Here is a 12,884-nt window from a genome sequence, read left to right on the forward strand (position 1 = left end):
GGAATCATCTCACCCGTCTCAGGATCTATCTTTCCGATAAGAGTACGCTTGGCCCGGCTCTGCTGTTTTTCTTTGTCCCAGTATGCCTTGGATTCGTAGACATAGGTTATTCCTGTTCGTTTATCAAGTTGTTTTATTATTCCCATGGGGGTGCTCCTTTCTGTAACATCGTTACGTTTATATTATATATCATAACGATGTAAAATGCAATAGAAAAACCCAAAAAAGTTAGATTTTTTCTGGGTTTTCTCAAATTTTCATATGTATTTTTATCGTTAGGTTAGAATGTCAAGTTAGGGTCTGAACAGTAACCCTTTTGGGATTCATAGGACAATAACTGCTTCCTTTTTTGTATTTGTTGCACATATGCATGTGGTACAATTATGGCGGGTAGCAAGTGATAATGCATGCGATTTCTTTGCACTTGCTGATAAATAAGGAAATGACGGGGGAGCTATTCATGCCTGATTCAAATAAAAAGAGACTGGTCTATCCTGACCTTTTGCGCATCCTATCTTCTCTTGCTGTGATCATGATACATGTATCATCTCAGTATCTTGCAGAGGTGGAGATTGGAAGTCGTGAGTGGCTGGTCTTTAGATGCTACAGGGATATCTGCAGCTTTGCTGTACCTGTGTTTGTCATGATCAGCGGTAGTCTTTTCCTGGGAAGGGATATTTCCTTTTCGGATATTTTCAGGAAATATATTGCCAGGATCATGCTGGTATTTGCTTTTTGGTCGCTGGTCTATGATCTGATATTTGTTCGCTCTGAAGGCCTCATGACTATGGCTGGGTATTTCATCAGAGGCTACTCTCATATGTGGTTTCTATATATGATAGCTGGCTTATACCTGATCACTCCCTTTCTTAGACGGATAGTGATTGATGATCGGATGCTGGGCGCATTTATCATCATGGGGCTTTTGTTATTTTCTCTGCTTCCGGATGCTATCAGTATCCTTGGCAGGATTAATGATAGTGCAGGCGGCTATCTGGGATCGGTTCAGGAGAATCTGAACGTATATCTTTTCAAGGGCTTTGTATATTATTATGTGCTGGGCTATTATTTCTCCCATAAGCCTCTAAAGAGAAGTGTTGCCATAGCTATATATGCTGCCGGCATAGCCTCTTTTGCCCTTCAGATATTCTCATTTGTTTTTGCTGTTAAATGGGGAGATGGCTACCTGGGCGAAGTCCTGAATAATACTGAGATCATCAGACTTTCCAAGACCGCTTTTATATTTCTGCTCTTTAAGCGAACTTTTGAAGACAGGAGTGCAGATTCTGCAAGCTTCCTGCCCCTTATGGGCACGCTCAGCTTTGGAGCATATTTGATCCATCAGATGGTCATTACGCTTCTTAACAAGGGATTTGGCTTGAACAGCCTGTCCTTTGAAACTGCTTTTTCAGTTCCTGCTATCAGCGTATTGGTATTTGTATTATCATATTTATGTATTTACGCATTGAGGAAAATAAGGGTGTTCAGGCATCTTTGCTAGGCGAGGCAATCTCTGCATGCGCTTTTATAACAAAGAGTGTATCATAGTGCATGTAAGAGCGGTTTACTTCATACATGCAAGATTGAAAAAATAACCATATAAAGAAGGACGACATGTTATTTAATTCATACATTTTTATTTTCGCTTTTTTGCCTGCAGCAGTAATAGGGTATTATCTGCTGGCCAAAGTTAACAGGCTGCTGCCTGAGGTATATCTGCTGCTAATGTCGCTGTGCTTTTACGGCTATTTTAATCCGGCCTATCTGCTGATAATCTGCGGCAGCATAGTGGGTAATTATCTTATTTCCGGGATACTGTCCAGGAAGCAGGACAAGCTTATACTGGTGCTTGGAATAGTTGCCAATACAGCAGTGATTTTCTATTTCAAATACTTTAACTTCATTAAAGAGACAATAAACGGGATATTTCATTTGGATCTTATGATCACTGATATTGTGCTTCCTCTTGGTATCAGCTTTTTTACCTTTCAGCAGATATCATTCCTGGTGGATTCCTATAAGGGAGAATGCAAGGATTATTCCTTTGTGGAATATGCGCTTTTCGTATCTTTCTTTCCCCAGCTGATCGCAGGCCCCATTGTGCTGCACAGGGAGACTATACCACAGTTCAGGGACCCGCTTCGCAAAAAGGTGGATTTTGATAATATCTATTCCGGAATCGTCCTCTTTACCCTGGGGCTGGCCAAGAAGGTCATACTTGCTGATACCTTCGCCCGCTGCGTCACCTGGGCATTTGACGGGAATGTGGACACTCTGACATCGCCTGAGATATTTATTATCATGCTGTCCTATACCTTCCAGATATATTTTGATTTTAGTGCTTATAGTGATATGGCCTGCGGAATAGGCCGTATCTTTAATATTGCTATTCCCATGAACTTTAACTCGCCCTATAAGTCCTATTCAATCCCGGAATTCTGGGGGAGATGGCATATGACTCTTGGACGTTTCCTTAAGGAATATATCTACATTCCCCTTGGGGGCAGCAGAAAAGGTCAGGCCAGGACATATCGCAATATCATGCTGATCTTCCTGGTCAGCGGCATCTGGCACGGAGCTAACTGGACATTCATACTTTGGGGAATACTTCATGGCGTAGCCAATTGTCTTACCAGGGTATTCAGGAAGCAATATGACAGGATGCATATGGCATTTCAGTGGTTCATAACCTTTGCTTATGTCAGCATATTGTGGCTCTTGTTCAGAGCGGACAGCATCAGGCAGTGGGTAAGGCTCCTGCTGCGCATGTTCAAGATGGAGACGTTTACAGTCAGGAAGGAGATAATAGACAGCTTTTCTCTTCCGGAGAGGGGATTTGTATTTGATCTATTCCACTTGAGAGGCCTTGCCGGCAAGATACCCTTTATTTGTCCGCTGCTTTTCTTTGCTTTTGCTTTTGTGGTATGTCTGAATCACAGAAACAGTGTGGAAAAGAAGTTCCATGCAAATGTACTTACAACGGTATTTACCGCGCTCCTTTTGGCATATGCCGTTATATCTGTGGGCGGAGTATCTGTATTTATTTATTTTAACTTCTGAGTGCTTACTGAGAAAATAGCAGCATGTTTTTTTAGTGAGCATGGCTATATAGATAGGAGAGTGTTGGTTTGGCTAAAAGAGCTGTTATCAGCATACTTATAATTTCATTACTGTTATTGGCAGTTCCCTCTGCCATCATATTCCATATAGATCCTTTTTTTCACTATCATGCGCCTCTTGATGGATATTATTACAGTAGAAATGAGAATATCGAGAGGTATACCAATGATGGCGTGGCCAGGCATTTTGAATTTGATTCTCTGATAACAGGAATATCTATCAGCGCGGGCTTTAGCATCAGTGAGTTTAATAGCCTGTTTGATACTGATGCTGAGAAGATAATCTATTCCGGAGGTACCTATAAGGAGACCGGAGAGGGTATCTCAAGAGCACTAAAGACCAATCCCGATATGAAGGTAGTTTTATGCAGCCTCTTTCTTGATAAGCTATATCAGGAAAAGGATCACAGGAGGCCGGATATAGCTGATATTCCGACGTATTTATACAATGATCTGATATTTGATGATATCAAGTATCTCTTTAATAAAGATGTCCTCTTTAATTATTGCTATCCCATGATCACCGGCAGGTATAAGGATGGCGCTGCGGGCGGCGTAGAGAGCCTGGATACGGAAGGCTATATAGGAAGGGATGAGGAGATATCATATTTTGATCCTGATAAGGTATTTGCAGACAGGGAGCCTGTAAACGAAGAGATTTGTCAGGAGCCCCTTTCTGAAGAAGATGCCGCAAATGTCAGAGCCAATATCAGCCAAAATGTAATACAAGCTGCAAGGCAGTATCCTAATACAAGATTTATATATTTTGTTCCTCCCTGCAGTATTCTTCATTACAGTGATCTGTATGAAAGCGGTAAACTGCTAAAGACACTTCAGGCTGAGGAGATAGCAATAGATATGCTCCTTGACTGCGATAATATTGAAGTATATTCCTTTAATGACAGGAAGGATATTATAGAGGACCTTAAGAATTATTCGGATCCCATTCATTATGGCGGCTGGATATACTCATTTATTCTTGAGAGCATAGATAAGGGTGAGGGGAGACTCACCAGGGATAATGCAGGGGAATTTCTGGAAAATGAAAAGGAATACCTTATGGGATATGATTACTAAATAATGGTGTTTTAGGCACGTGTTGTATTACATCCGTCATGGTATAATTCTATTGTAGAAGTTCATATGATTCAGGAGGTGGGCATGAATAATAAAGCTATGTTTTCTCTGTCTTACGGTCTATTTGTATTAACTTCGCGAAATGATATTAAGGACAATGGCTGCATCACCAATACAGCTATTCAGGTGACAAGTGAGCCAAACCGTATATCTCTTGCGGTCAACAAGTCCGGTTATACTCATGATATGCTCCTTGATACCGGCGTATTCAACGTATCTATCCTGTCTGAAAAGGCGAATTTTGACCTTTTTAAGCACTTTGGCTTCCAGTCCGGGCGTGATGTGGATAAGTTTGCCACTTTCACCCACATGGAGCGCAGCGCCAATGGGATCTACTATATCACAGAAGGCACCAATGCCTACATCTCAGGCAAGGTATGTCAGTCCATCGATCTGGGTACTCATACCCTCTTCATCGCAGATGTGACAGATATGGATGTATTAAATTCAGACCCTTCTGCCACATATACCTACTACCAGTCTAATATCAAGCCAAAGCCCGAAGAGCCCAGGGAAAAGACAGGTAGGAAAGCCTGGAGATGCAAGATCTGCGGTTATGTCTATGAGGGCGAAGAGCTGCCTTCTGACTTTATCTGCCCTATCTGCAAACATCCTGCTTCTGACTTCGAGGAGATAACGCTTTAAGGCGGCTTGCCTTTTATGCGAGACCTACTATATAATATAGTTTGCGTGTGCGGGCAGCATACAGCTATTTACTCTGAGCCACATTACCCTTATCAATGATCGGATCATTGGTGTATATAGGATATTATTAGTGCTCAGTTTGGAGGAAAAATGTTAAACGGCAAGACTATACTTATCACAGGTGGTACAGGATCTTTTGGACATCATTTTGTAGATTATGTACTGGCTCATTATCAGCCTAAGAAGATCATCATATATTCAAGAGACGAATTCAAACAGTTCAATATGCAGAACGCTTACAGGCAGTATTCTCAGCCCGGCGGAGTGCTCAGATTCTTTATCGGAGATGTCCGCGACAAGGAGAGACTGACCAGAGCTATGCAGGGAGTGGATTATGTGATCCATGCAGCTGCATTAAAGCAGGTACCTGCCTGTGAATATAATCCCAATGAAGCTATCAAGACCAATATAAACGGAGCTATGAATGTTATTGATGCCTGCCTGGACTGCGGAGTTCAGAAGGTAGTAGCTCTGTCCACAGATAAGTCTGTAAATCCTATCAACCTTTATGGCGGTACCAAGCTGGTATCTGATAAGCTCTTCTGCGCTGCCAATTCCTATTCCGGCGGCAAGGGACCTATATTCTCAGTTGTCAGATATGGTAATGTTGCAGGAAGCCGTGGATCTGTTATACCCTTCTTCCAGGACATCATCGATCAGGGCGGCAGAGAACTGCCTATCACAGATTTCCGTATGACCAGGTTCTGGATAAGTCTGGAGCAGGGCGTAGAGCTTGTCATCAAGGCTCTGGAAGTAAGCCAGGGAGGCGAGACCTTCATCTCCAAGATCCCGTCCTTTAAGATCACTGATCTGGCTAAGGCTATGAGCCCTGATTGTAATCTCAAGGAAGTGGGTATTAGAGAAGGCGAGAAGCTTCATGAGATCATGATCACCTCTGAGGATTCAGCACGTACCTATGAGTATGATGATAGTTATATCATCTATCCTCACTATGACTGGTGGCTGGACCGCATGATTGTACCCGGCGGCAAGCCTGTAGAAGCCGGATTTGAGTATACTTCCGGTAATAACAAGGTATTCCTTACTGTTGAAGAACTTCAGCAGAAGCTTAAGACAGATCTGGACAAGCATTGAAAAAAGCTCTGGATAAATAGTATTCATAGCTGATTCGGATTTCACTATATTATGAATAGACTATTCTTAAGTCCTCATTGGCGGGATAAACCCGCTGATGGGGATTTTTTATTTTGGGGATATATTATGAGGTAGGTGTCAAAAGTTCCTTTTGACACCTTATGACTAACGGATTGTTCCGTTTCTTCGAAACTCTCACAATCCTAAAACATTCGCAAATCCGCACTACGTGCTACTTTGCTCATGTTTTGCGGGTCATAAATTCATATTCGATTTCGAGCAAGCTCGAATCGAAATGACTTTTGACCCTTACGTCATATTATATTTGACAGTATACTGCTTTGTTATAAGTTATATCTCGTTATAAAACTTTCTTATAACAGGCGATCATCTTTTCGTAATATTCACAGCTTCCTCTGGATGATATCATTTCCACAACGAAAAAATAAAGGAGAGAAGAGATGAGTGAGAAATGCTTTAGTTGCGTGGATTGCGGCGTTATGAACTGCGTAAAAAGATCAGGCGCATATCCTGAATTTTGTCCTACGGCGGCGCTGACCCAAGAAGAGATTGATGAAGTAACAGATATCTATCTGAAGAACAGGACCAACCGCAAGGTGGCTGTGGCAGCAGCTGAGATCGAAGGTGAGTTCTATGGCAAGTACACCAGAGTGGAAGAGATCATTGAGTTTGCAAAGCGTATCGGGGCAAAGAAAATAGGCATTGCAACATGCATAGGTCTCTTGGAGGAGAGCAGGATATTTGCCAGGATCCTGAGACTTAACGGATTTGAAGTATACGGGGTAAGCTGCAAATCCGGATCTGTAAATAAGACTACTGTAGGTGTGGATCCCAAGTACACATGTGTCACAGGTCCTGTGATGTGTAATCCTATTCTGCAGGCCAAGGTTCTGAATAAAGAAAAGGTAGACCTGAATGTCATCGTGGGACTCTGCGTAGGCCACGACAGTCTCTTTATCAAATATGCCAAGGGCCTTACTACCAGCCTTATCACCAAGGACAGGGTACTGGGCCACAATCCGGTGGCTGCGCTCTATCAGTCAAGAGCATATTACAAGAAGCTTTTGCTTGCTCCGGTGGGAGAAGAGATCGATTATTCCAAGATATCAGTTGGCAATATTAAATAAGCTCGGCGGGGAGGAGTGTAATGTTAAAATATATCAATTTGATACTATTTATAGTCTCTGTCATAGTCGCAGAGGTTCTGGAATTACTTGTTCCCGATTCGCCCCTTCATAAATCGTCCCGATATCCCTATTTTGCATTGCTGCTCTTGGGTATCCTGATTGTATATTTGCTACGTGTAGCCGTAAATCGTGTTAAAACAGGCAGCTTCAATCTCTACAATGCACCTCTTCTTACAGGAGTGGTCACATTCCTGAATATCCTGAATCTGGTCACTGCCAAGTTTGCTTTTTTGCCGACTTTGTATTTCCCTACTCTGGATGCGGTATTTGGAACCCTTGTGGAGGACAGGGAGCTGATCCTTAAGTGCATAGGCTATTCCATGGGAATATTGTCCAGCGGAGTGGGAGGTGGATTGATACTGGGCTTTTTCACAGGACTGGGAGCAGGCTTTAACAAGAAGATCGCCTATTGGATCAATCCTGTTATCAGGATACTGGGCCCCATACCGGCTACTGCCTGGATCCCCATCATGCTGATCATATTTCCCACATCCAGATCTGCCAGTGCTTTTATCATAGGCATTTCAGTCTGGTTTCCTGTTACAGTCCTTACTTCCAGCGGTATCTCCAATGTGAAGAATTCCTACCTGGAGGTAGCTGCCACTCTGGGCTCAAGTGAACTGGAAAAGATCTTTAAAGTAGCAGTCCCTGCTGCTATGCCCAGCATATTTATAGGCCTTTTTAACGGTCTGTGTGCATCCTTTGTGGCTCTGATGACAGCAGAGATGATAGGAGCCAAGTACGGTATGGGCTGGTATGTGAACTGGCAGAAAGAGATGATGTGCTATGCCAATCTCTACGCAGGACTGATCGTGATAGCAGTACTATTCTTCATTGTCATCACCCTTTTGTTCAAGGTCAGGGACAAAGTGCTCCTGTGGCAGAAAGGAGTCATTAAATGGTAAACGGTATCAGATTTGAAAATGTTGAAAAGATCTTTTATACACCATCAGGCGAAGAGGTCCATGCACTTAATGGTGTGGATCTTGAGATAGAAGAAGGAGATTTTGTCTGTTTCATAGGACCTTCCGGCTGCGGCAAATCTACGCTCCTTCGTATACTGGCAGGACTGGATACGCCTACAAAAGGCAGCGTATATCTGGGCGGCGATCTGGTCACAAAGCCCGGACATGACAGAGGACTGGTCTTTCAGGATCCCAATCTTTTCCCCTGGCTGAATATCAGAGATAATGTGGCCTTTGCATTAAAGACCAGGCATATCTACAAGGAAAATAAGGCAGCAGTTGGGGAGATGATAGATATGGTGGGGCTTACAGGCTTTGAGAAATCCTATCCTCATCAGCTCTCAGGAGGCATGTGTCAGAGGGCAGCTATTGCAAGGGCTCTGGTAGGTAAACCCAAGGCACTGCTCCTGGATGAGCCTCTGGGCGCACTGGATGCATTTACCAGGATGAATATGCAGGATGAGCTGCTAAGGATACATAAGAAAGAGAAGATGACCATGGTCATGGTCACTCATGATGTGGACGAAGCCGTATACCTGGCTAATAAGATCGTGGTCATGAGCGCAAGACCTGCCAAGATCGAGGAGATCATTAATGTGACTCTGTCTTATCCAAGGGACAGGAATAACAGTGAGTTCATATCTTACAGAAGCAGGATCCTCAAGGTCCTGGACTTTGCCGGCAAGGAGAAAGAGCCGGAATACAACATTTGATAACAGGAGGAAAATTATGAAAAAGAAAATATTATCACTTGTACTTGTAACTGCTCTTACCATGGGACTTATGGCCTGTGGCAGCGTAAAGGGGGCAAATAGAGATGGGGCAGATGATTCCCAATATGTCCTTAAGATAGGTGAGACTCAGGGCGCCCTCTGTCATGCACCTCTTCAGGTAGCTATGGAAAAGGGCTTTCTGGATGAGGAAGGCGTGAAATGGGAGAGAGTGGATTTTGGATCCGGAGATATCCAGGCTGCTCTTGGAGCAGGTACCATTGATTGTGGCTTTGGCCTTGTGGGTAAGTTTATCCAGCCCATAGAGAATGGCCTTAACATGGTCATCACCGCAGGTATGCATACAGGCTGCACCAAGATCCTCACCAGAAAGGATTCCGGAATTGAATCCATTGAGGACCTTAGGGGCAAGACCATAGCCGTAAGCTCACTGGCAGGCTCTGAAGCTGTTACCTGCAGACGCGCTCTCTATGCAGCAGGTGTTGACATCTCTGCAGCAAGCGGCGAGATCGAATTTGCGGTTTATTCCGGAACAGACCAGCCTGTAGCTCTTATGAACGGCGCGGTAGATGCTATTGCGACAGCTGATCCCGTAGCTACCAATGCCCAGAATGAGTATGACCTTAGAGTGCTGCTCGATACTGCAGCTACTGAGCCCTATGCCGATGAATACTGCTGCGTAAGCTTTGTATCAAGAGAACTGGTAGAGAATCATCCGGATGTTGCAGCTGCATTTACCAGAGCTATGCTCAAGGCTTCGGCCTGGGTATCTGAGAATATCGAAGAAACAGCTCAGATCCAGGTAGACGCTGAATATGTCAGCGGTGACCCTGCTGCAAATGCACAGATCCTGTCCACATATCTTTTTGTTCCCAGTGTACAGGGCGGATATGACGCTCTTAAGAACGTGACCTATGATCTGAAGAAAATCGAGCTCTTAAAAGAGTCTACCGATCCTGACGAGCTTATTGAGAGTTCATTTAAGTTCTTTGACGGAGTTCCGGATTCATATGAGATCATAGACGGACAGTTTAAGGAAGTGAACTAATTGCCAAAAGAGCCCGGATACATCGAAAGCTCAAATTTGTATCCGGGAATATAAAAGGGGAGGGAAAAGCTGTTATGAATAAAAATATCAAGATATATAATCTGTTACCTGTTATCCTGCCACTGGTACTGTCACTGGGAACAGCTACAGTATTTAAGGCCTGCGGCCCTATGGACAATGGAATGTGGATGCACTGCCATGGTGCTCAGAATACAGTGGTAGTAGTGGGGATCATAACCGCAGCTATCATAGCGTTATCAGCCGTTGTAAAGGACCTGAGACTGATCGTTAGTATGAAACTGTCTGCTATAGCATTGTCACTGGCTGTCACTCTTGTACCCGGCGTGATCATATCTCTTTGCAAGATGAATACCATGCGCTGCCATGCAGTAATGAGACCTTTTGTGATCCTTTTTGCAGTGCTGACAGCAGTAGAAGAGCTTGCATCAATTGTTGTACTTTTCAGAAAAGGCAAGGTGTCAGATGAAAGAAATCTCCAGAGATCTTTCGATTAAAAACTTAATAGCAAGCCCCGTCAGATCAATAGGACTCATACTTCTTTCTGCTCTTTTGTCCTTTGCCATAACGGCAGGCAGCATAGTAACAGGTTCTCTTGAAAGGGGCATAGATTCTCTTAATGCCAGACTGGGAGCAGATATTTTCATAGTAGATGAAGAGTCAGCTGCAGCGGAAGATAACGGGGATATTATTCTGGGAGGCACTGATGATAACCATTATATGGAGCGCAGTGTTGCTGACAGTTTGCTGACATATGAAGGGATAGAGCTGGTTTCGGGCCAGCTCTTTCTCACATCTTTGTCCAGCGGCTGCTGCTCTTTTCCTGTGAAAATAGTGGGATATGATCCGGAAACGGATTTTACCATATCTCCGTGGATCAAGGAGTCCCATAGCAGCATTCCGGGAGATATGGAGGTATTGGCAGGCAGTAATCTTAGCGTATCAGTGGGAGAGAGTATAAGCTTCTATGACACTAAGGTCAAGGTGGTAGCAAAGCTTGATAAGACAGGTACTGATCTGGATTCCTCGGTATATGCAAATATAAATACCCTGGGGGCTCTTCACAGAGCAGCTGCCGCCAAGGGTCTGGACTATCTGGATGGAGCAGAGCCACAGAGCAGGTTGTCAAGCATATTGATAAAAGTATCAGAAGGAAGCGATATCAGCGAGCTGGTAAAGAGGATCAATATGGACCTTGACGGCGTAAAAGCCATCAGGACAAAGGCTATGATCTCAGGGATATCGGCTGGCTTATCAGGAATATCTTCAGTTATAGCTGCTCTCGTGGGAGTGGTATGGCTGCTGACAATAGCTGTGATGATGACAGTCTTTGTCATTACAGGTAGCCTTAGAAAAAGGGAATTTGCCTCCCTTCGCATAATAGGAGTATCTGCAAAGGCGCTGGCAGGGATAGTTATCAAAGAGGGACTTTTGCTCTGCGCCGCAGGAAGCATCTTTGGAACGGTCATCTCGATTATCGTCTTTATACTTTTTGGGCAGGCTTTTGCCGGCCTTATAGGACTTCCCTATCTATTACCGAATCTGGGAACACTCCTTGTAACTGCTGTATTGTCTGCAGCAGCTGCCTCCGGATCAGGGATTGTGAGCAGTCTTATACCGGCTTTTGCTATCAGCAGGATAGATACTGCGCTTATATTACGTGAGGGTTATTGATTTTTACAGATTATGAGAGGAAGCAGCTATGATCAGAGCAGATAATGTGAGCAGATCCTTTTGCAGGGGACGCAGTAAAAAGAGGAGCTTTACAGCTGTTGAGGGAATAGATCTGCAGCTGGCGGCAGGAAATATAATAGCACTGACCGGAAGGTCCGGCAGTGGTAAGAGCACCATCATCAATATGCTATCGGGGCTCCTGCGTCCATCAGGAGGACAGGTGGTATATGACGGCAGGGATCTGTATGCCCTGGATGACAGAACGTTGTCACAGGTCAGAAACAAGAGCTTTGGTCATATCACCCAGGTTCCCAGTCCCATAGCGGGCCTGACTGTTTTGGAGAACATACTATTGCCCTGCACGCTTTTTGACAAAAAGACAGACTATTTTGACTGGGACAATGAGTATCACACGAGAGCTATCAGCCTTATGAAGCAGCTTGGGATCCTGGAGCTGGGGGATGCATATCCGTCAGAACTCTCAGGTGGGGAGCTTAAGCGCATGATGATAGCAAGGGCCCTGATCAAAAGCCCCGTCTTTATCTTTGCAGATGAGCCTACATCAGATCTTGATAAGCACAGCGCAGAGCTGGTATTTGACCTTCTTAGGCAGGAAGCTGACAGGGGCGCTGCGGTGCTCATGTCAACTCACGAGCAGCATCCTGAGGCTATAGCTGATACTGTGATCAGCCTGGACTGACAATAGTTAGTACTTGTTTTGCAGGAAGTATAAAACAATATAAAATACACAGCAAATATATAATTCAATATAATCGAATATAATTCAATATAAAGTGCCGCGATTTATATAATACTTTTTGAAAAATACTATAAAGGTTACTGTTCAGACCCCAACTTGAGATAAAAATACCGGTGATCTAGACTTTTATCAGTCGGACCACCGGTATTTTCTATCAAATATCTCTGACACATTCGTGTAAATATTGCTGGGATCATTTTCGCGCAGCGTAACCAGCACACCCAATCCATCGCAGTAATACTCTAGACTGCTGAATGACCGGTATGTCATGACCTGCTTGATTTTACGTTTTACCTTACGAGCCTGACGCTCACTTAAGTTATTATTGTGCGGAACTCTTTTATCATGAAGGAACAGCAGATGGTTATGCATGTATTTCTCCATTCGTTTATACAGGTTGTAACCATCCTTATAATACTTGCCA

General features: G+C 43.9%; 12 protein-coding genes and 1 pseudogene. 12 read left to right on the plus strand and 1 reads right to left on the minus strand.

Translation table 11 applies throughout. The features are described 5' to 3' along the window. The first annotated feature begins 460 nt into the window (after window positions 1-460). From G636_RS0113945 to G636_RS0114000, 12 genes are all read left to right on the plus strand, one after another. The gene (locus G636_RS0113945) at window positions 461-1,501 is read left to right on the plus strand and encodes an acyltransferase (RefSeq protein WP_026508551.1); all 1,041 of its coding nucleotides are present in this window, start codon (window positions 461-463) and stop codon (window positions 1,499-1,501) included. Window positions 1,502-1,614: 113 nt separating this feature from the next. After that, window positions 1,615-3,060, plus strand: a complete 1,446-nt coding sequence (locus G636_RS0113950) for an MBOAT family O-acyltransferase (protein WP_026508552.1) — start codon at window positions 1,615-1,617, stop codon at window positions 3,058-3,060. 68 nt (window positions 3,061-3,128) lie between these two features. Beyond that, window positions 3,129-4,196: a hypothetical protein gene (locus tag G636_RS0113955; RefSeq protein ID WP_026508553.1), complete on the plus strand. Its 1,068-nt coding sequence runs from the start codon at window positions 3,129-3,131 to the stop codon at window positions 4,194-4,196. 84 nt (window positions 4,197-4,280) lie between these two features. Further along, complete coding sequence (locus G636_RS0113960) at window positions 4,281-4,901, plus strand: flavin reductase (protein ID WP_026508554.1); 621 nt, start codon at window positions 4,281-4,283, stop codon at window positions 4,899-4,901. Window positions 4,902-5,051: 150 nt separating this feature from the next. Next, a complete protein-coding gene (pseB, locus tag G636_RS0113965) occupies window positions 5,052-6,056 on the plus strand; it encodes a UDP-N-acetylglucosamine 4,6-dehydratase (inverting) (protein ID WP_026508555.1) in 1,005 nt (334 codons plus the stop codon). A 461-nt stretch (window positions 6,057-6,517) separates the two neighbouring features. Then, the gene (locus tag G636_RS18695) at window positions 6,518-7,204 is read left to right on the plus strand and encodes a DUF1847 domain-containing protein (protein WP_035779756.1); all 687 of its coding nucleotides are present in this window, start codon (window positions 6,518-6,520) and stop codon (window positions 7,202-7,204) included. A 20-nt stretch (window positions 7,205-7,224) separates the two neighbouring features. After that, complete coding sequence (locus tag G636_RS0113975) at window positions 7,225-8,169, plus strand: ABC transporter permease (protein ID WP_026508556.1); 945 nt, start codon at window positions 7,225-7,227, stop codon at window positions 8,167-8,169. After that, window positions 8,163-8,942 carry an ABC transporter ATP-binding protein gene (locus G636_RS0113980; RefSeq protein WP_026508557.1) on the plus strand — a complete coding sequence of 260 codons (780 nt, stop codon included), beginning with the start codon at window positions 8,163-8,165 and terminating at the stop codon, window positions 8,940-8,942. Before G636_RS0113975 ends, G636_RS0113980 begins: the two co-directional genes overlap by 7 nt. A 16-nt stretch (window positions 8,943-8,958) precedes the next feature. Beyond that, a complete protein-coding gene (locus tag G636_RS18700; protein ID WP_035779758.1) occupies window positions 8,959-10,008 on the plus strand; it encodes an ABC transporter substrate-binding protein in 1,050 nt (349 codons plus the stop codon). Between the two features lie 74 nt (window positions 10,009-10,082). After that, window positions 10,083-10,523 carry a DUF4418 family protein gene (locus tag G636_RS18705; protein WP_051227042.1) on the plus strand — a complete coding sequence of 147 codons (441 nt, stop codon included), beginning with the start codon at window positions 10,083-10,085 and terminating at the stop codon, window positions 10,521-10,523. Next, window positions 10,492-11,700, plus strand: coding sequence for an ABC transporter permease (locus G636_RS0113995; RefSeq protein ID WP_026508558.1), 1,209 nt, complete (start codon window positions 10,492-10,494; stop codon window positions 11,698-11,700). Before G636_RS18705 ends, G636_RS0113995 begins: the two co-directional genes overlap by 32 nt. Before the next feature lie 28 nt (window positions 11,701-11,728). Further along, window positions 11,729-12,400, plus strand: a complete 672-nt coding sequence (locus tag G636_RS0114000) for an ABC transporter ATP-binding protein (RefSeq protein WP_026508559.1) — start codon at window positions 11,729-11,731, stop codon at window positions 12,398-12,400. A 189-nt stretch (window positions 12,401-12,589) separates the two neighbouring features. Here G636_RS0114000 and G636_RS20755 read toward each other — a convergent pair. Continuing rightward, window positions 12,590-12,884, minus strand: a pseudogene (locus tag G636_RS20755) (IS66 family transposase); the annotation flags it as partial.

The sequence above is a fragment of the Butyrivibrio sp. MC2013 genome (genome assembly GCF_000424585.1).
Classification (GTDB): Bacteria; Bacillota; Clostridia; order Lachnospirales; family Lachnospiraceae; genus Butyrivibrio.

Coding starts and splice junctions, on each gene's coding strand:
- G636_RS0113945 (WP_026508551.1), top strand. CDS start 461: ATGCCTGATTCAAATAAAAAGAGACTGGTCTATCCTGACCTTTTGCGC.
- G636_RS0113950 (WP_026508552.1), top strand. CDS start 1,615: ATGTTATTTAATTCATACATTTTTATTTTCGCTTTTTTGCCTGCAGCA.
- G636_RS0113960 (WP_026508554.1), top strand. CDS start 4,281: ATGAATAATAAAGCTATGTTTTCTCTGTCTTACGGTCTATTTGTATTA.
- pseB (WP_026508555.1), top strand. CDS start 5,052: ATGTTAAACGGCAAGACTATACTTATCACAGGTGGTACAGGATCTTTT.
- G636_RS18695 (WP_035779756.1), top strand. CDS start 6,518: ATGAGTGAGAAATGCTTTAGTTGCGTGGATTGCGGCGTTATGAACTGC.
- G636_RS0113975 (WP_026508556.1), top strand. CDS start 7,225: ATGTTAAAATATATCAATTTGATACTATTTATAGTCTCTGTCATAGTC.
- G636_RS0113980 (WP_026508557.1), top strand. CDS start 8,163: ATGGTAAACGGTATCAGATTTGAAAATGTTGAAAAGATCTTTTATACA.
- G636_RS18700 (WP_035779758.1), top strand. CDS start 8,959: ATGAAAAAGAAAATATTATCACTTGTACTTGTAACTGCTCTTACCATG.
- G636_RS18705 (WP_051227042.1), top strand. CDS start 10,083: ATGAATAAAAATATCAAGATATATAATCTGTTACCTGTTATCCTGCCA.
- G636_RS0113995 (WP_026508558.1), top strand. CDS start 10,492: ATGAAAGAAATCTCCAGAGATCTTTCGATTAAAAACTTAATAGCAAGC.
- G636_RS0114000 (WP_026508559.1), top strand. CDS start 11,729: ATGATCAGAGCAGATAATGTGAGCAGATCCTTTTGCAGGGGACGCAGT.